Below are 16,427 nucleotides of genomic sequence, written 5' to 3' on the forward strand. Positions count from 1 at the left end.
ACCCAAGAACCGCTGGGGGCCTGTAGCTCAATGGTCAGAGCAGGGCGCTCATAACGCCTTGGTTGGGGGTTCGAGTCCCTCCGGGCCTACCAAACCCCTGCGTCATGTCATGCAAAATGCCCGCCGGATGAACCGACGGGCATTCGGGCTTCACGGAGCGGAAGCCGACCGGATTCTTACGAATCCAGCTTTTCGACCCTGGGGGCGGCTTTCGCGATTTCGATCCGGCGGGGCTTCAGCGCCTCGGGGATTTCGCGGACCAGGTCGATATGCAGCATCCCGTCGGCATTGCTGGCGCCCTCGACGCGCACATGGTCGGCCAGCGTGAACTTGCGTTCGAACGCACGGGTGGCGATGCCGCGATGCAGATAGGTGCGGGTGTCGTCTTCCTCGGCCTTGCGGGCGGACACGATCACGGCGCCGTCCCGAACCTCAACAGACAGGTCGTTTTCGGCAAAACCCGCCACCGCGATCGAGATGCGATAGGCATTCTCGCCCGTCTTCTCGATGTTGTAGGGGGGATAGGTCGGCGCGGACACGTCGGCCGACAGGGCACGGTCCATGACGTCTGCCAGGCGGTCAAAACCGACCGAGGCACGATACAGGGGGGTCAAGTCAAAGTTGCGCATGGTCACATCCTTTTCAAGCGATGCAGAGTCTGCCCCCCGGTTGCCGGGCGGGCGATCTTGCCAGCGCCAATCTGGCCGCCGGCAATGCAGATTTAAGAAAGCGCCAAGCCTGTTCAAGACCCCTGCCCCGGTCTTTTCAACAACCTGTGATCGGCGCTAGAACGGGTCATGGATTTGTTGATGTCCCTTCCCGTTTCGCTGCCCCTGACGGATCTGTCAGCCGTCGTCCTGCTGTTCGCCGTCTGGTTCGGGATCGGCTGGTTCACCGAACGGCCGCCCGCGGGCAAGCCGTCGGTTTCGGTCCTGATGACGCGGTTCCGGCGCGAATGGATGATGCATTTCCTTGCCCGCGACCCGCGCATCTTTGACGGCAACATCCTGACCAGCCTGCGCGACGGCACGGCCTTTTTCGCATCGGCCTGCATGATCGCCACCGGCGGGATCCTGGCGCTGATCGGCAATACCGACCAGTTGCAGACCCTGGCCGACGGGTTGGCCCTGGAAGGCGGCGGCATCCTGTGGGAACTGAAGCTGCTGGTGACGATGTTCTTTGTCGTCAATGCCTTCCTGAAATTCGTCTGGGCGCACCGGCTGTTTGGATATTGCGCCATCATGATGGGCGCGGTGCCCAATGATCCCGACGATCCGATGGCGCGCGACCGGGCGATGCAGGCGGCGGATCTGAACATCACCGCCGCGCGCAGCTTCAACGCGGGGCTGCGCAGCGTTTATTTCGCGCTTGGGTCGCTGGGATGGCTGGCAGGGCCATGGATCCTGATGCTGGGCACGGACGTGGTGCTGTTCGTGACCTGGCGGCGGGAATTCGCCTCGACCTCGCGGCAGGTGATCATGCGCAGTCTGCCACCGCCCCGCTTGCCCGATCATGCCAGACTGCCCCTGTCAGGACCACCGCCCCCGCAGCCGTAAGCGCGATCCCCACATAGCCGCTGGAGGCCCAGCCCCAGCCCGCCGACAGCGCCAGTCCCGCCAGGAAGGGTCCAAGCGCATTGGCGGCGTTGAAGGCCGCGTGGTTCATCGCGGCGGCCATGTTCTGGGCACGGCCCGCGACATCCATCAGCCGGGTTTGCAACGGAATCACCAGGCCCGCCCCTGCCGCCAGCAGGAACGACGACAACACCATCATCGGCCAGTTACCCACCGCAAAGGATGCAAAGCCTTGGGTCGCCGCCATCGCGGCCAGGCTGACATAGGCCGCACGGATCTGTCCCACCCGTTCAGTCAGCCGGCCCGCGACCAGGGTGCCCAGCGTGCCGCCCACGCCAAAGACAGCCAGCGCGAGGGGGATCGCATAGGCGGGCGCGTCGGTCGTGGCGATCATGGCGGCGGTCAGGAAGGCATAAACGGCAAAGAAGCCGCCAAACCCGATGGCCCCCACCGCCAGCAGCCACAGCACGCGCGGGTTGCGCAAGGCCTGCAATTCATCCCAGGGCCGGGCGTCCGGATTGCCGCCGATGCGCGGGGCGACTTTCAGGATCAGCCATGCCGACAGCAGTGCGATAAAGCCCGGCAGGGCAAAGCCCCATCGCCAGCCGATGCTTTGCCCCAGCCAGCCGGCCAGCGGCACGCCCACGATATTGGCGACCGTCAGGCCGATGATGACCTGTGCGGCGCCCCGCGCCCGATGCTCTCGCGGCAGGGCATCGGCGGCATACAGCATCGCCACGCCCAGGAAACCGCCATGCGGCAGACCGGCCAGGAACCGCATTCCGGTCAGCGCGGCAAGCCCCGGCACCACCGCAGCGGCCAGGTTCATCAGGCCATAGAACGCCATCAGCGCGGCAAGATAACGGCGGCGCGGCAAGCGCGCGCCCATGATCGAGGTCAGGGGCGCCCCGATCACGACGCCCAGGGCATAGGCGCTGATGACATGGCCCGCCTGCGGTTCCGTTATGCCCAGATCGCCCGCGAAATAAGGCAGCAATCCCATCGCCGCGAATTCCGAGGTGCCGATGGCAAAGGCGCCAAGCGCCAATGCCAGAATGGCATAGCGGAGATTACCGTGTTCAGTCATGCGCGCGTTCCTGTGGGTGGTTGCCCTAACATCATGCTGCATTGCAGCAAAGGCAACCCCGACAGTGCCCAAATCTGCATTGCATGGAATGCAAGGCCTAGAGATATCCGCGCTGAAGCAGGATCCAGACCGTGGCTGCTGCCAGAACAAGCAGTCCCAGCACGACCGAGGCCGCAAAGCCGATCGCCCGGCCCTGCCAGCAGGACAGTTCGCCAAGCGGCTGAAGATGCGTGATCAACGCCTGATGCGCACGCGACAGGCCAGGCAGGTCCAGTTGCCGGGCGACCTTGGGCTGGGCGGACAGCTGGTCGGCCTGCGCCAATGTCCAGGCTTGCTTGCGCAGCCGCCGCGGCAAGGCACCGCCCCGGCGGCGCAGCATCACCGACAGCGGCGGCCGTTCGCCCCGGCGCGCACCGCCGAAACGGGCGGCGATCAGGCGCGACACCTCGTCCGCCATGTCGCGGATGTCGTCGGCATTGGTTGCATTTCGCGTCATGGGGACAGTCTAGCGGCTCTGGTCCGGGGGCGCCAGACGATCTAGGATCGCGGGCATGAGACTGAATCACAGCATCACCGGCCCCGCCGAGGGCCTGACCGTCCTGATGGTCCATGGCCTGTTCGGGCAGGGCCGCAACCTGGGCGCCGTGGCGCGCCGCCTGGCCGAACGGCGGCAGGTCGCCATTGTGGACATGCGCAACCACGGCAACAGCTTTCACGACCCGGACCACGGCTATCCCGCGCTTGCGGAGGATCTGGCGCAGGCAATCGCCGACCTGGGCGGGCGGGTCGATCTGGTCGGGCATTCGATGGGCGGCAAGGCGTCCATGGTTCTGGCGCTGACACGGCCCGACCTGGTGCGCAAGCTGGCGGTCATGGACATCGCGCCGGTTGCCTATACCCATTCGCAGGATGCGCTGATCGACGCGATGGCGTCGCTGGACCTGGGAGCCATCGACCGCCGCAGCGCCGCCGACGCCGCCCTGGCAAGGCAGGTGGACGATCCGGGCGTTCGGGCCTTTCTGTTGCAATCGCTGGATCTGAAATCCGACCCAAAGGCGTGGCGCCTGAACCTGCCGGTCCTGCGCGACCAGATGGACAAGTTGGTCGGTTGGCCCGAGAACCTGCCCAAGGCGTCCTTCAATGGGCCGGTTCTGGAGATCGCCGGCGAACGGTCGGACTACGTCACCGACGCAGGCCAGGCCGCCCTGCGCGAGCATTTCCCCCAAGCCCGCGTCGTGCGCGTCAAGGGCGCAGGGCACTGGCTTCACGCCGACGCGCCCGAGGCGGTAGCGCAAATCCTTGTCAGCTATCTGGGCGAGGGTTGAGGGCGCCAGCAGTCCAGATCGAACCGCGCCACACCGGTATCCCCCGGCACCGTCGTCTTGCCGCTGAAGGCAATCACTTCGCAACCCGTGGCCTGGGCAGCGGCCCGGGCCATCAAGGCGGGGATTTCCTGACGGGAGGGGCGGGCGATAAAGGTTGTCCGCACGACCTCGGCCCGGTCGTCCTTGTGAAAGACGGCAAAGTCGATGTTGTGCAGCCGGATATCGTGCCGCGCCGCGTCCAGCATCCCCGGCGACGGGCTGGCGCAGGCGCACAGGATCAGAAGAAGGAAAAGGCAACGCATGGCATCCTTCTTGCCATGCCTTGTCTTAAGGCAGGGTTAACGGCCGCCTTGTTCCTCCATCCGGTCAGCCAGGGATTCGGCGCGTGCGGCCAGTTCGGCCATCGCCTCCTTCAGGTCGGACGGAATGGTCGGCACCTCGACGCGCACGGGGTTGGACTGCAAGCGGTTCAGGTGCCGCTCGGCCTTTTCGGCGCGGTCCTCCATGGTCGCCAGCCGGTCCGCCAGCATCAGCCCCGCCAAAAGCAGCAGGCGCGGTTCGGGCGTCCGACCCGCCTGGGACAGGATATGCTGCGCCTCGGTGTCCAGAAGGGCTGCGGCGCGTTGCAGCAACCGTTCCTCGCCATCTTGGGCGGCCAGGCGGTATTCCTTGTGCCCGATCGTGAACTCGACCTCGGCCATTACCGGTCCTCCTGCGGGATGTCGCTGTTCTGGATGGTTTCGGGAACCCCGCCGGCATCGCCCGCAACTTCAGGCGTGGCAACAGGCGCGGGGCCGTCCTCGGCCAGCAGCCGCTCGACCTCGGCCATCAGGGCGCCAAGCTGGGCTGCCTCGGCCGCGCGGGCGGCGCGCAGGGCCTCGATCTCGGCCTCGAGCGCGACGGTGACGGTCTCGATGACGTCCCCTTCTCCGGCCGCGGCCTGGATCAGGGCGCGGTTCGCCGCAGCCAGGTCGTCATTGGCGGCAGCCAGTCGCGCGGCCTGTTCGGCCATGTCCTGCTGTTCCAGCCGGTCCGTCAGCGCCTCGATCCGGGCATAGGCCGCCTCGAGTTCGGCCCGAAGATCCGCGCCGGGCACTGGATGAACCACCCCGCCGCGATCCAGGAACTGGTCGATGCGGTCCAGTGCGGCACTCAGGCGGCGTTCGCTGACAGAGATATCGCTCATCGGCGGTCCTTTCAAAGCGTCACCTTGGTTGTGGCATTGCGTCCGGCCCATGACAAGCCTGCCCGCTTGGCGCGCCTGCCGCAGCACCCTATAAGACGGGCGACGAAAGGACATTCCATGCGCGAAGCCACCATCACCCGCACCACCGCCGAGACGCAGATCGAGGTCGCGCTGAACCTGGACGGGACCGGCGTTTACGACAACCAGACAGGGGTGGGCTTTTTCGATCATATGCTGGACCAGTTGTCGCGCCATTCGCTGATCGACCTGACCATCCGCGCCAAGGGCGATCTGCACGTGGACGACCACCACACGGTCGAGGATACGGGCATCGCCATCGGCCAGGCCCTGACCCGCGCACTTGGCGACAAGAAGGGCATCCGTCGTTACGGCAGCTTCCTGCTGGCAATGGACGATTCGCTGGTGCGCGCGGCCCTGGATCTGTCCGCCCGCCCCTTCCTGGTGTGGAACGTCGATTTCCCGACCGAGAAGATCGGCGGCTTCGACACCCAGTTGGTGCGCGAGTTCTTTCAGGCGCTGTCCACGCATGGCGGCATAACGCTGCACGTGGACCGTATCCATGGCATCAACAGCCACCACATCGCCGAGGCTGCCTTCAAGGCCGTGGCCCGTGCCCTGCGCGACGCGGTGGAACCTGATCCGCGCATGGCGGGCGTGCTGCCGTCCACCAAGGGGGCGCTGTGATGCGGGTCGCGCTGATCGACTATGACAGCGGCAACCTGCATTCGGCGGAAAAGGCGTTCCAGCTGATGGGCCGCGACGCCGGGGCCGAGATCGTCGTGACGGCGGACCCGCAAGTGGCGGCCAGGGCCGACCGGATCGTGCTGCCGGGCGACGGCGCCTTTCCCGCCTGCCGCACCGCCTTGGGCGAGGTGGACGGCATGGCCGAGGCGTTGCACGAGGCCGTTCTGCGCCGCGGCGTGCCCTTCATGGGCATCTGCGTGGGGATGCAGATGCTGGCCACCACCGGCCACGAATACCGCGAAACCCCTGGCCTGGACTGGATCGGCGGAGAGATCGGCGCCATCGCCGCCCCCGGCCTGAAGGTGCCTCATATGGGCTGGAACGATCTGGTGATCGACCGACCGCATCCGGTGCTGGAGGGAATCGCCACGGGCGATCATGCCTATTTCGTCCACAGCTGGCAGTTCCAGGTTGCCGATCCGGCGCAACTGCTGGCCCATGTGGATTACGGCGGGCCGGTGACGGCGGTCGTGGGGCGCGACAATATCGTGGGCACCCAGTTTCATCCCGAAAAATCTCAGGCAGTCGGGCTGCGGCTGATCGCGAATTTCCTGGCCTGGAAGCCCTGAGCAGCGTCCTTGTCCGTTGCTAAACCGATGTTAACACTTCGTTAACCATCCGCCGATATGCCTCTGCGGACGGCTGTGTTTCCGGCCGTCCAGGGTCCGGTCAGCCGGGCCGTCCTCAAACCAGGGCGACGGGCGTATAGATTATCAGTTCACGGTGCTGACCGTCAGTCAACGCATCACAACGAACCCGGAGAACGTGAACGAACCAGCCCCCTGGTCGAACCTGCTGAACAAAACAATCACGATGCCGGGCGCGACGCTGTCGACGATCACCATCAGTGACGACGACGGCAGCTTCCAGAGCGGACGCTATGCCCCCGATACGACCGGACAAACGGTGACAGCGGGGGTAACCTTTGGCAACGACGCGCAGCCCGTCCCGGCCGGAACGCCGTTATCGTTTCACACCTCTACCATCATCAAGAGCACCACGGCCAATGCCGATGGCAGTGTTGACCAGTTCAGGGCATTGTTTCCCCGCAAGCTGATTCCCGGTTCCATCGGCACTGAACTGGGGGGGCGATATTCGGTCTTGCTGATGCCCCTGGCACGCGCCGACGGCACATATCCAACCTTCAGCCTGGCCAAGTCCTACACCGCCCAGGCTGTGCAGCCTCTCGGGCGGGCCGCTGATGCGGTCGCCTATCCCCCTGCTGTAACCTGCTTTGGGATGGGAACGATGATTGACACGGTTTCTGGCCCCTGCCCGGTGGAAACGCTGCGCCCCGGCGATCTGGTCCTGACGCGGGACGGGGGGCCGCAGCCCCTGCGCTGGCAGGGCGGTTCGCACGTCACGGCGCAAGGGTTAGGGGAGCGGCCAAATCTGCGGCCCATCCTGATCCGCGCGGGCGCCCTTGGCGCAGGCAGCCCGAACCGGGATCTGGTCGTCTCGCCCCAGCATCGGGTTCTGGTCCGATCCCGCATCGCCCACCGGCTGTTCAAGGACGGAGAGATTCTGGTCGCCGCCCGGCATCTGATCGGGTTGCCGGGAATCGAGGTGACAGTGCCTGCCGGCGGCATCACCTATTTTCACCTGCTGTTCGACCGGCATGAAATCGTGATGTCGGACGGCGCCTGGTCCGAAAGCCTGTTCGCCGGCCCGCAGGCGCTGAATTCTGTCAGCGATGCCGCGCACAGAGAGATTTTTGCCCTTTTCCCCGACCTGGCCGCAGGTCTTGCCCCGCAGCCCGCCCGGCGCCTGCTGACAGGGCGCGAGGCGCGGCAGCTGGCCGACCGCCAGCGGCGCAACCTGGGGCGGCGGAACCTGGTCGAATCGCTGTGACGGCGGATGCCCCCGGCCAGGCCAGGGGCGTCACGTGGTTCATTTGACGGTAATGCGCCCGTCAAGCGCGGGCTTATAGGCCCCGTCCTGCGCGCCCAGATAACCAGCGACCACCTCGGCCAGATCAGGGCCAAAGTCATAGGCGTTTTGCGCCTTCGTCTCGAAGACATCGTAACCGTCGCCGCCTGACCGCATATAGTTGTTGGACACGACCCCATAGGTCGCGGCGGGGTCGATGGGCTTCCAGTCGCCATCCGCCATCACCATCACGTCGCTGATCCGGCTGCCGGGTTCCGCCGCCGGATCGACGGTGTATTTCAGCCCCGCCACCTGCGAGAAGCGTCCTGCGCTTTCCTCATACTGGCTGGCGCCGTTTTCCAGGGCCGTCACCACATCCGCCCCTTTCAGCTGAAAGGTCGCCAGCGTGTTCTGGAACGGCAGAACGGTATAAACCTCTCCCATCGTGACCGGCCCCTGGTCAATCGAGGCGCGCAATCCTCCGCCATTGGCGATGGCAATGGTGATTCCCTGGTCCTCCACCCGCTCCAGCATCGCATCGGTGACCAGGTTGCCCATCTCGCATTCCTTCACCCGGCAACTGGAGCGGTCGCCGTCGATGGGGGCTGCGGTTTCGGCCACGACCTTCTGGCGCAGTTCCTCGATGGGGGCGGCCATTTCCTTGACGCGCGCCGCGATGGCTTCGTCTTCGGGGACAGAATTGTCCAGCAGGACCGGCTGTCCCTCGGCCTTGGTCAGGGTGCCGTTGTCATCAAAGGTCAGCGTCAGGTGGCCCAGGTATTTGGAATAGGCATAGGCGGTTGCAATGGGAACCTCTGTGCCGTCAGGTCCGGCGACCATCGTAGGATACGGCCCCTCGGCGCCTTCCATGTCGCCCAGCAAGGTGTGGGAATGCCCGCCGACGATCGCATCCAGGCCGGGAACCTCCTTGGCGAAATCCTGGTCGCGCAGATAGCCGACATGGGTCAGGGCGACGATCTTGTTCACCCCCTGATCGGTCAGTTCCTGCACATCGGCCTTGAGGCTGTCGATGTCGTCCTGGAAAATCACGTTCGGGCCAGGCGATGCCGTTTCAGGCGTGTCCATCGCCAAGGCGGAAACGATGCCGATCTTTTCGCCCCCGACATCAAGCGTCACGGCATTCTCGACCTTGCCGTTCAGCACATTGGATTGCGACAGGTCCAGGTTCCCGGACAGGACCGGAAACTCGACCCCGTCCGCCAGGATCGCCAGCCCTTCGGGGCCGTCATCAAATTCGTGATTGCCCACGGCCATCGCGTCATAGCCGATGGCGGTCATGAATTCGGCAACATCCTTGCCCTTGTAGGTCATATAGAACAGCGACCCCTGATACTGGTCGCCCGCGTCCAGCACGATCACATTGCCGCCTTCGGCGGTAATTTTGTCGCGCAGTTCCTTGACCTTGGCCGCCACCCGGGCAACGCCACCGAAACACTCTCCAGCGGCCGTGGTTTCCGCGTCGCACGTGCTGTCGAATTCGTTGATCGCCTCGATCCGGCTGTGCAGATCGTTGGTGTGCAGGATATGCAAAACCGTATCTGCCTGGGCGGCGCCTGCGAAAAGCGCCGCAGCCGAAGCGGCGGTCAGAAGGCGAAATGCCATGGTGATTCCTTTCTTCCCGGTGGGTCGGATCGAAAGGAAGATTGGCCCAGCATGGCGAAAGGGTCAAATGGGCGAAGGCTGTCGCTTGACCCGGGGCATGGTCCGGCGGCAAATGCGGCCATGATGATCTACAAGATTTTCCGCCCCTCGGAATGGGCCCATTTGCAAACTGCGGGCATCTCAAGGGGTGCGCCAGTCGATCTGGCAGACGGATACGTGCATTTCTCGACGGCGGCGCAGCTTGGCGTCACGCTGTCCAAGCATTTCGCGGCAGAGGGGGATCTGATCCTGCTGGCCTGCGATCCGACGGGGCTTGGCGAAGATCTGCGGTGGGAGCCGTCGCGCGGCGGCGATTTGTTTCCCCATCTTTACCGTTCCCTGGCCTTGGGGGATATCGCCTGGTCGCGTGTCATCCGGCGCGGCGACAACGGCCACGAAGCGGGACCGCTGGAATGAATGTAGTCGAGAAACTGGGCCTTGCCGCGCTGCACCGGATGGACCCGGAACGCGCGCACGATCTGTCCATCCGCGCGCTGTCGGCCGGATTGGCTCCCTTGCCCGGATCGCCTTTCACATCCGACCGTCTGCGGGTCACGCTGGCGGGGTTGGATCTGTCAAATCCGATTGGACTGGCTGCCGGATACGACAAGAACGCCAGGGTTGTTGCCCCCCTGATGGGCGCAGGCTTCGGCTTTATCGAACTGGGTGCCGCCACGCCCCGCCCGCAACCGGGCAACCCCAAGCCGCGCCTGTTTCGCCTGACCGAGGACGGGGCCATCATCAACCGCTTCGGCTTCAACAACGACGGCGCCCTGGCCATCGCATCCCGCATGGCCGCGCGTCCCCAAGGCATTCCTGTCGGCCTGAACATCGGGGCCAACAAGGACAGCGCGGATCGTGCGGCCGATTTCGCGGCGGTGGTGGATGTCGCAGGCGCGTCGGGGGATTTCCTGACGGTCAACGTTTCCTCGCCCAATACGGAACGGCTGCGCGATCTTCAGGGCGCAGAGGCGCTGACCGCGCTGCTTCGCGGTGTGCTGCGGGCCAGGGACAGCCTGCCAACGCGGCGCCCGGTCTTTCTGAAGATCGCCCCCGACCTGACGGAAGGGGAAATCGACGACATCGCCGCCGTGGCCCTGGATTGTGCCGTCGATGGTATCATCGCAACGAACACCACCCTGTCGCGCGATGGTCTGGCAAGCCCCCATGCCAAACAGGCGGGCGGGCTGTCAGGGCGTCCGTTGTTCGAACGATCGACCGTGATTCTGGCAAAGTTGTATCGCGCGACGGACGGCGCCATACCGATCATCGGTGTGGGGGGCATTTCGTCAGCCGAGGATGCATGGGAAAAGATCCGCGCGGGAGCTAGTGCCGTGCAGATCTATTCAGCCCTGATCTATCAGGGCTTTTCGCTGGTGACGCAGATGGCGAAAGCCCTGGATGCCAGATTGCACGACCAGAACGTTACCTTGGAAAGCCTGCGCGGCAGCGGTGCCGCCGAGTGGTCTCAAAGATAGTCCTCACCAAGCCCCAGCAACTGGTTCATGCTGTGCGAGGGCTCGGGACATCCCGCATCGCCGATCACGCGAGCGGGAACGCCGGCAACCGTCTTGCAGGACGGCACATCGTGCAGGACCACCGAACCTGCGGCGATGCGCGAATGGTGCCCCACGTGGATATTGCCCAGAACCTTGGCGCCCGCCCCAATCATCACCCCGTCGCCGATCTTTGGGTGACGGTCGCCGTCTTCCTTGCCGGTGCCGCCCAGTGTCACGGAATGCAGCATCGACACGTCGTTGCCGACCGTGGCCGTCTCGCCGATGACAATGGAATGGGCGTGGTCGATCATCACGCCGGTGCCGATCCGTGCCGCTGGATGGATATCCACGCCGAAACATTCCGAACAGCGCATCTGCACGAAATAGGCCATGTCGCAGCGTCCCATCTGCCACAGCCAATGCGCCATGCGATAGGCTTGCAGTGCCTGAAACCCCTTGAAGAACAGGATCGGCTGCAACAATCGGTGCGTCGCCGGGTCGCGGTCATAAACCGCCATCAGGTCAGCCCGCGCGGCATCCCCCAGTTCGGGCGAGGTGCGATACGCCTGGTCCGCGATCTCTCGCAGAATTTGCTCGCTCATCTCGCCGCTGGCCAGCTTGAGCGAGAAGCGATAGGCCAAGGCCGCTTCCAGGCTGTTGTGATGCAGCAACCCTGCATGGATCAGCGCCCCCAGCAAGGGTTCATCGCGGACCGCCGAACGCGCCTCGTCCCGCAGCTGCGCCCAGATCGCATCGCGGTCCAGGCCCAGGTTCTTCTTGGTGCTGCTTTGCATGTTCATGTCACAGGTCCAGGCCAGTCTTCGGCCCTTCTTAGCGCGAACAGGCGGCAGGGAAAAGGACGGGCATCAATCCGGCAGCCGCAGTTCCATCCAGTGAACCGCAAGCCTGACCTTTCCGCCCGTGAATCCCCCCCTTCACCGGTCATCAGCAGCGTCGCGCTGTTGTAATAGGTCATGGGGGCACCCAGCATCCCGCGCGCCCATGAACCCGCGCCCTTGCCCAGCCCCTGACCAAAGCGGTTGTTCGAATCCGCCGTGCCCAGCCGCCAGGTCGCCAGCCCCCCGGTCAGGGCCTGCGTGACCCGGGCGACAGCCCCGATCACCATGGCACCGGCCGGAATCGCGATGCCGGTATCGAAGGATGCGCCGATGCCCACGGTCACGTCTCCCTCGGCCATTCCGAAGGCAAGCCCCGATCCCCTGGCGCCAAACGTCATGGCGCCCATGAACCAGCCTTGTCCATCGAAGACGGCCTCGACCCCGCGATCGGCCACAAAGGCACGCATCCCGCGCGACGGCACCACGAAGACCCAGCCGCCGTTCGCACCAACCGCGATCCGTCCGCCCTGCCCTGCCCAAGCCCCTGACGCCCCCGAAGGAACACCCCAGGATTGTCCGTCGATCACCGCCTCGGGCGGCACGGCGACCGATGCGCTTTCCAGCACGGCATTGGTCAGGCCGTCCAGACGCATCAACGCCTCGTTCACCGTGACGTGCTTCTGGGCCTGGGCCGGTTGCAGCAGCGGCAGTTGAAGCCGCATGGTTTCATTGGCCATTGAAAATCCTCCTGACAAAGGGTCCGGGGCCGAACTGGTCGGACAACTGGGCAACGGCGGCGACAAAGGCGCCGCCGCTGGCCGCATCGTTCCAGACCTGTTCTGGCACGGTGTATTCGGGGACACTGACATCCGCTTCGTGCAGGACGACGCCATCCCGCAGGATGCGGACGCGATAGCGTTCGCGAACCTCGCCCAAGGGGATCTCTGCGCCATCCCAGCCGTCGCCCTCGACACGGCTGCGGCGAATCCAGCTTAAGGCGCGACCCTGGGCACGCAGATGGCAGGGGGCATAGGGCCGCAGCCCGATCCCCCGCGCCTGGGTCATCAGCGCCCGATAGCTGGGATCGTCAAAGGCCCGCCGCGCCGGGCCGATGCGCCAGAACCGTTCCTGCCCCCTGGCCGAAGGCGGCAGCGCCACCTGTTGCGCCGCGCCGTCCAGCATCACCACGACGCTGCCCTTGGGCCAGACCTCGGGCATGATACCGTCGGTGCCGGCCTGACGCGCAGCCTGTCGCCGATGTCCCACAGATCCTTGTCCACGGGAACGGCCTTGGAAAACTGGATAACCTCCCAGTTCTCCAACGACCCGTCCCCGATTGCCAAGGCATTCCCGCCCGCCAAAAGCGCCTTCAGCCCCACCGACCGGAGTGACGCATCCTTCAACCGGATGCGCAGGGGCGCACCGCGGTCGATCACCCCGGGCCGCGCGCGGTGCAGCGGCGTTTCGGTTCGGCCGACAAAGGCGCGCCGCAGCAGCGTGGTGTTCAGTTCGAACCCGCCCGTCTCCTCGATCGAGGAATAGGCGACCACCGACCCGGGCCAGGGCTTGGCCGTGGCGGCCAGAAAAGGCGCGTGCGGCTGTTCGTCACCCTTCAGCAGCGGCAGGTCCAGAAACAGGGACCAGACCGGCAATGGCGGATTATAACGCCCGACAAAGCCGTCATCCTCGTTCGTGGCCGCCTGACGATAGACGCCCGGTTCGACCCTGACGGCATCAACCGTCACAGCACCCGCGCGTTCGACGCGGTCGATCCTCCAGCGTTTGGGTTCGGCACGTCCGTCATCCATGCGGATCACGTCGCCCGGACCCAGATCGCCAAGCGACGGGGGCAGCGCAAAGCGGGCGGTATCCCGCGACACCACCGATTCCGCCAGCCAGCGTTCGGCAATGGCGCGGCCCTCGGCACGTGTCAGGGACATCGGAAATTCGCTGTCGCTGGCCGTGTTTCCCTGGGCATCGGCCAGGCTGGCCTCGGCCGTGGCCGTGGCATAGTCGCTCCCGGCCTCGACATGGGACAGGCGCAGCCGCCCGGACAGTTCCGCCTGGGCAAGACGCAGGGTTTCGAAGCCCTGAACCTCGTTGCCAACCGCCAGATGCTCGCGCCCCAGGGTGCGCTTGACCAGCCCGTCGCGGGGGACAAAGCGCAGGCAGCCGTCGCGTTCCACCGCGTCGATGCCATGGGCAAGCAGAATGGGTTGCAAGGCAGCGCGTGACGATTCCCCGCCGTTGACGTGGAAACCGCGCACCACACCCGTGACGGCGCTGACATCGAAATTTGCCACTCCGGCCTCGCGGCAGATGTCGGCAATAACGGATGCCAGCATCACCGACCCGGCCCGACCGTTCAGCCAATGGCCACGTTGCCAGGCGGGACCATCGGACCACAGGTCAGGCCGTCCCGGAAAGGCCGGAAAGGGCCGCGCGTCCCAGCACCACACATGCGCCCGGTCCAGGACCACCATGCGCCCACCCCCCGCCTTGGCGGGATTGTTAGCGGGCCTAGACCAATAGGACGTAACGGCCTGGATATAGGCGGCCTGGATCGCATCGTCGCGCTGACCGCTGGAATAATGCGGCAGCGTGCTTTCCGAACTCATGGCGTCCAGGAACTTGTTCGGCTGGTTCGTGGCCTTGTCCAGGGCCGCGCAGCCGTATTCGGTGAACCAGATCGGCTTCGATCCCGGCACCCAACCTGTCGCCTGCCGCGAGCGCACCCCGTTCGGGCGGTCGTAATGCAGGTTCTGCCACCAGCCTGCCAGATCCTTGTATCGCCAGACCCACGCCTCGTCATAAGCGCCGTCCGTGATCGGCGTCCGCCGTTGAGCGTCGCGGTCGGCGTCGCTGGCATAATACCAGTCGTATCCCTCGCCACCACAAACATTGGCTTCCAGATAGGCGGGGTTGCCGATCCGGCCCCAATGGGCATCCAGGTGATCTTCGGCGTCTCGCCAATCGGACAGCGGCATATAGTTGTCAATGCCGACAAAGTCGATGTCCGGATGCGCCCACAGCGGGTCCAGGTGAAAGAACAATTCGCCCCCGCCCGGATGGTGGCCGAAATACTCCGACCAGTCGGCGGCATAGCCGATTTTGACGAACGGCCCCAGGATCGCCCGAACGTCCTGGGCCAGGCGGCACAACTGCTGGACTGCGGGATAGCTGTTCCCCGCGCCGCGAATCTGGGTCATGCCGATCATTTCCGACCCGATCAGGAAGGCGTCGATCCCGCCTGCCGCTGCGCATAGATGGGCGTAATGCAGGATGAACCGGCGATAGGACCATTCGTCAGGCCCGTGATAAGATACCGCGTCCCCCTCCCGGCGGAAATCCTCGGCCGCAGCGGCGCCAAAGAACGCATCGACCTGGGCCTTGGCCGCAGCGGTGCCGTCAACAGACCCAGCCCGCCCCGGCGCGACCGAGGTCGTGATCCTGCCGCGCCAGGGCATGACCGGCTGCTCGTCCCCGCCATAAGGATCAGCCAGCCCATTGCCCGCCAACTGCTCCATCAGGATGAACGGATAAAACACCGCCTTGCGCCCCGATTGCGCAATGGCCCGCAGCCCTTCGACGACCGCCCCATCCGCAGGCGTCCCGCCATAGATCGGCCGGTCGTTCACCCGCGCGACCTGGACCGCGGCCTCTCGGCCAATGCCCGCAACCGTCCAGGACATTTCGGCGCCATCGATCTCGTTCTGCTCGACCTTGGGCTGGACCGTGCAGCGGTCGATCCGCAGGTCGCTGCCGAACCAGGACACGACCAGCGACACCGACCCAACATTCGGCAACTCACGCCCCAGAATGTTCATCGAGGCGGTGAAATCCGTTCCTCCCATCGGCGTGTTCACATTCGTGGACCGCAACTCCCCCAGGCCCAGATCCTGGTTGACCGGCGTGGTCGCAAGTGAATATTCGCCCGTACCGGGGATCAGCGCGACCGCGCGCACGTCGTGGGACAGACCGCTGCCGTCCTGCGCGGGCGAGGTCACCTCGAAGCTCAGCTGGGGCATCCGGTTGCCCCAGGCCTCCAGATTCAGATCCTCCAGCACGACATAGGCCAGACCGCGATAGGCAGGCGCCAAGCCTCCTTCATGCGCCGCAATGGCGGGATCGGGACGCTGGTCCTCGTCGCCGTTATAGACCCTCATGTTCAGGTCGTCGGCCGAGATTTCCTCGCCATCCGCCCAGACGCGGCCTACGCCCAAGATCCGCCCTTCGCACAGTGCAAGAGCGACGGACAGGCGATAGCTGATCTGCGTAACCGTGGACCGGGGCGTGCCCTTGCCCCCTCCCGCATCCTCGGACCGCGCGATTTCTTCAAGCGGAGAAGCCCAGATCACGTGTCCCGGCAGGCGCATCTGGCCCCAGATGCGCGGGATCGGCGCGCCTTCCCCCGCGGTCTGCAGGCGCAGGCGGTCGATGCGGCCGGTTTCCACGGCCTTGGACCCGCTGCCCAACAGCCGCTGGTCGATGACGCGGCCCACCGTCGCACCGACCGCGCGGCCGATCACGGCACCCGACAAGCCCAGAACCGCGCCGCCGAAGCTTCCGCCAATCGACGCCCCTACGGCGGACAGCACGATGGTCGCCATGATGGCCTCCT

General features: G+C 65.4%; 16 protein-coding genes, 1 tRNA gene and 1 pseudogene. 8 read left to right on the forward strand and 10 right to left on the reverse strand.

Features of this window, described 5'->3' with window-relative positions; all coding sequences use genetic code 11:
- Nucleotides 1–16 precede the first annotated feature (16 nt).
- A tRNA-Ile gene (locus Q5701_RS02940) sits at nucleotides 17–92 on the forward strand.
- Nucleotides 93–176: 84 nt separating this feature from the next.
- On the opposite strand, the gene Q5701_RS02945 is transcribed toward Q5701_RS02940, so the two are convergent.
- Nucleotides 177–629 (reverse strand): Hsp20 family protein, encoded by a 453-nt coding sequence (locus Q5701_RS02945; protein WP_306753673.1) that lies wholly within the window; start codon nucleotides 627–629, stop codon nucleotides 177–179.
- A 180-nt stretch (nucleotides 630–809) separates the two neighbouring features.
- On the opposite strand from Q5701_RS02945, the gene Q5701_RS02950 reads away from it, so the two are divergent.
- Nucleotides 810–1,556, forward strand: a complete 747-nt coding sequence (locus Q5701_RS02950) for a DUF599 domain-containing protein (protein WP_306753674.1) — start codon at nucleotides 810–812, stop codon at nucleotides 1,554–1,556.
- On the opposite strand, the gene Q5701_RS02955 is transcribed toward Q5701_RS02950, so the two are convergent.
- Nucleotides 1,477–2,661 (reverse strand): MFS transporter, encoded by a 1,185-nt coding sequence (locus Q5701_RS02955; protein ID WP_234853445.1) that lies wholly within the window; start codon nucleotides 2,659–2,661, stop codon nucleotides 1,477–1,479. The genes Q5701_RS02950 and Q5701_RS02955 overlap by 80 nt on opposite strands.
- A gap of 97 nt (nucleotides 2,662–2,758) precedes the next feature.
- Nucleotides 2,759–3,157 carry a hypothetical protein gene (locus tag Q5701_RS02960; RefSeq protein ID WP_306753676.1) on the reverse strand — a complete coding sequence of 133 codons (399 nt, stop codon included), beginning with the start codon at nucleotides 3,155–3,157 and terminating at the stop codon, nucleotides 2,759–2,761.
- A gap of 55 nt (nucleotides 3,158–3,212) precedes the next feature.
- Between Q5701_RS02960 and Q5701_RS02965 the strand changes: the two genes are divergently transcribed.
- Nucleotides 3,213–3,986 carry an alpha/beta fold hydrolase gene (locus tag Q5701_RS02965; RefSeq protein ID WP_306753677.1) on the forward strand — a complete coding sequence of 258 codons (774 nt, stop codon included), beginning with the start codon at nucleotides 3,213–3,215 and terminating at the stop codon, nucleotides 3,984–3,986.
- On the opposite strand, the gene Q5701_RS02970 is transcribed toward Q5701_RS02965, so the two are convergent.
- The 3 genes from Q5701_RS02970 to Q5701_RS02980 are packed head-to-tail and all read right to left on the reverse strand — an operon-like array spanning nucleotide 3,968 to nucleotide 5,172.
- Nucleotides 3,968–4,288: a hypothetical protein gene (locus Q5701_RS02970; protein ID WP_306753678.1), complete on the reverse strand. Its 321-nt coding sequence runs from the start codon at nucleotides 4,286–4,288 to the stop codon at nucleotides 3,968–3,970. The genes Q5701_RS02965 and Q5701_RS02970 overlap by 19 nt on opposite strands.
- Before the next feature lie 36 nt (nucleotides 4,289–4,324).
- Nucleotides 4,325–4,687 (reverse strand): cell division protein ZapA, encoded by a 363-nt coding sequence (locus tag Q5701_RS02975; RefSeq protein WP_306753679.1) that lies wholly within the window; start codon nucleotides 4,685–4,687, stop codon nucleotides 4,325–4,327.
- Nucleotides 4,687–5,172, reverse strand: a complete 486-nt coding sequence (locus Q5701_RS02980) for a hypothetical protein (RefSeq protein WP_306753681.1) — start codon at nucleotides 5,170–5,172, stop codon at nucleotides 4,687–4,689. The genes Q5701_RS02975 and Q5701_RS02980 overlap by 1 nt, the downstream gene beginning before the upstream one ends.
- Before the next feature lie 117 nt (nucleotides 5,173–5,289).
- Here Q5701_RS02980 and hisB point away from each other — a divergent pair, with 117 nt between their 5' ends.
- From hisB to Q5701_RS02995, 3 genes are all read left to right on the forward strand, one after another.
- A complete protein-coding gene (gene hisB, locus Q5701_RS02985; RefSeq protein ID WP_306753683.1) occupies nucleotides 5,290–5,877 on the forward strand; it encodes an imidazoleglycerol-phosphate dehydratase HisB in 588 nt (195 codons plus the stop codon).
- Nucleotides 5,877–6,506 carry an imidazole glycerol phosphate synthase subunit HisH gene (hisH, locus tag Q5701_RS02990; RefSeq protein WP_306753684.1) on the forward strand — a complete coding sequence of 210 codons (630 nt, stop codon included), beginning with the start codon at nucleotides 5,877–5,879 and terminating at the stop codon, nucleotides 6,504–6,506. The genes hisB and hisH overlap by 1 nt, the downstream gene beginning before the upstream one ends.
- 196 nt (nucleotides 6,507–6,702) lie before the next feature.
- Nucleotides 6,703–7,788, forward strand: coding sequence for a Hint domain-containing protein (locus tag Q5701_RS02995; protein ID WP_306753685.1), 1,086 nt, complete (start codon nucleotides 6,703–6,705; stop codon nucleotides 7,786–7,788).
- Nucleotides 7,789–7,827: 39 nt separating this feature from the next.
- On the opposite strand, the gene Q5701_RS03000 is transcribed toward Q5701_RS02995, so the two are convergent.
- Nucleotides 7,828–9,429: a bifunctional metallophosphatase/5'-nucleotidase gene (locus tag Q5701_RS03000; protein WP_306753686.1), complete on the reverse strand. Its 1,602-nt coding sequence runs from the start codon at nucleotides 9,427–9,429 to the stop codon at nucleotides 7,828–7,830.
- 120 nt (nucleotides 9,430–9,549) lie between these two features.
- On the opposite strand from Q5701_RS03000, the gene Q5701_RS03005 reads away from it, so the two are divergent.
- Together Q5701_RS03005 and Q5701_RS03010 are read left to right on the forward strand one after the other, a co-directional pair.
- Nucleotides 9,550–9,885: a DUF952 domain-containing protein gene (locus Q5701_RS03005; RefSeq protein ID WP_306753687.1), complete on the forward strand. Its 336-nt coding sequence runs from the start codon at nucleotides 9,550–9,552 to the stop codon at nucleotides 9,883–9,885.
- Complete coding sequence (locus Q5701_RS03010; RefSeq protein ID WP_306753688.1) at nucleotides 9,882–10,946, forward strand: quinone-dependent dihydroorotate dehydrogenase; 1,065 nt, start codon at nucleotides 9,882–9,884, stop codon at nucleotides 10,944–10,946. The genes Q5701_RS03005 and Q5701_RS03010 overlap by 4 nt, the downstream gene beginning before the upstream one ends.
- Here the strand turns inward: Q5701_RS03010 and cysE are convergent.
- The 3 genes and pseudogenes from cysE to Q5701_RS03025 all read right to left on the reverse strand — a co-directional run bounded on the left by cysE (nucleotide 10,937) and on the right by Q5701_RS03025 (nucleotide 16,416).
- Nucleotides 10,937–11,767 (reverse strand): serine O-acetyltransferase, encoded by an 831-nt coding sequence (gene cysE / locus Q5701_RS03015; protein ID WP_306753689.1) that lies wholly within the window; start codon nucleotides 11,765–11,767, stop codon nucleotides 10,937–10,939. The two genes, Q5701_RS03010 and cysE, sit on opposite strands and share 10 nt — an antisense overlap.
- Nucleotides 11,764–12,543 carry a DUF2793 domain-containing protein gene (locus Q5701_RS03020; RefSeq protein ID WP_306753690.1) on the reverse strand — a complete coding sequence of 260 codons (780 nt, stop codon included), beginning with the start codon at nucleotides 12,541–12,543 and terminating at the stop codon, nucleotides 11,764–11,766. Before Q5701_RS03020 ends, cysE begins: the two co-directional genes overlap by 4 nt.
- A pseudogene (locus tag Q5701_RS03025) lies at nucleotides 12,533–16,416 on the reverse strand (baseplate multidomain protein megatron). The gene Q5701_RS03020 and the pseudogene Q5701_RS03025 overlap by 11 nt, the downstream one beginning before the upstream one ends.
- Nucleotides 16,417–16,427 lie beyond the last annotated feature (11 nt).

Origin of the sequence: Paracoccus actinidiae, assembly GCF_030863885.1 — a bacterium.
Lineage (GTDB): Bacteria > Pseudomonadota > Alphaproteobacteria > Rhodobacterales > Rhodobacteraceae > Paracoccus > Paracoccus everestensis.

Bases quoted from the DNA above. Each gene is read 5' to 3' on its own strand.
- Q5701_RS02945 (WP_306753673.1), bottom strand. From the start codon at position 629: ATGCGCAACTTTGACTTGACCCCCCTGTATCGTGCCTCGGTCGGTTTT.
- Q5701_RS02950 (WP_306753674.1), top strand. From the start codon at position 810: ATGTCCCTTCCCGTTTCGCTGCCCCTGACGGATCTGTCAGCCGTCGTC.
- Q5701_RS02955 (WP_234853445.1), bottom strand. From the start codon at position 2,661: ATGACTGAACACGGTAATCTCCGCTATGCCATTCTGGCATTGGCGCTT.
- Q5701_RS02960 (WP_306753676.1), bottom strand. From the start codon at position 3,157: ATGACGCGAAATGCAACCAATGCCGACGACATCCGCGACATGGCGGAC.
- Q5701_RS02965 (WP_306753677.1), top strand. From the start codon at position 3,213: ATGAGACTGAATCACAGCATCACCGGCCCCGCCGAGGGCCTGACCGTC.
- Q5701_RS02970 (WP_306753678.1), bottom strand. From the start codon at position 4,288: ATGCGTTGCCTTTTCCTTCTTCTGATCCTGTGCGCCTGCGCCAGCCCG.
- Q5701_RS02975 (WP_306753679.1), bottom strand. From the start codon at position 4,687: ATGGCCGAGGTCGAGTTCACGATCGGGCACAAGGAATACCGCCTGGCC.
- Q5701_RS02980 (WP_306753681.1), bottom strand. From the start codon at position 5,172: ATGAGCGATATCTCTGTCAGCGAACGCCGCCTGAGTGCCGCACTGGAC.
- hisB (WP_306753683.1), top strand. From the start codon at position 5,290: ATGCGCGAAGCCACCATCACCCGCACCACCGCCGAGACGCAGATCGAG.
- hisH (WP_306753684.1), top strand. From the start codon at position 5,877: ATGCGGGTCGCGCTGATCGACTATGACAGCGGCAACCTGCATTCGGCG.
- Q5701_RS03000 (WP_306753686.1), bottom strand. From the start codon at position 9,429: ATGGCATTTCGCCTTCTGACCGCCGCTTCGGCTGCGGCGCTTTTCGCA.
- Q5701_RS03005 (WP_306753687.1), top strand. From the start codon at position 9,550: ATGATGATCTACAAGATTTTCCGCCCCTCGGAATGGGCCCATTTGCAA.
- Q5701_RS03010 (WP_306753688.1), top strand. From the start codon at position 9,882: ATGAATGTAGTCGAGAAACTGGGCCTTGCCGCGCTGCACCGGATGGAC.
- cysE (WP_306753689.1), bottom strand. From the start codon at position 11,767: ATGAACATGCAAAGCAGCACCAAGAAGAACCTGGGCCTGGACCGCGAT.
- Q5701_RS03020 (WP_306753690.1), bottom strand. From the start codon at position 12,543: ATGGCCAATGAAACCATGCGGCTTCAACTGCCGCTGCTGCAACCGGCC.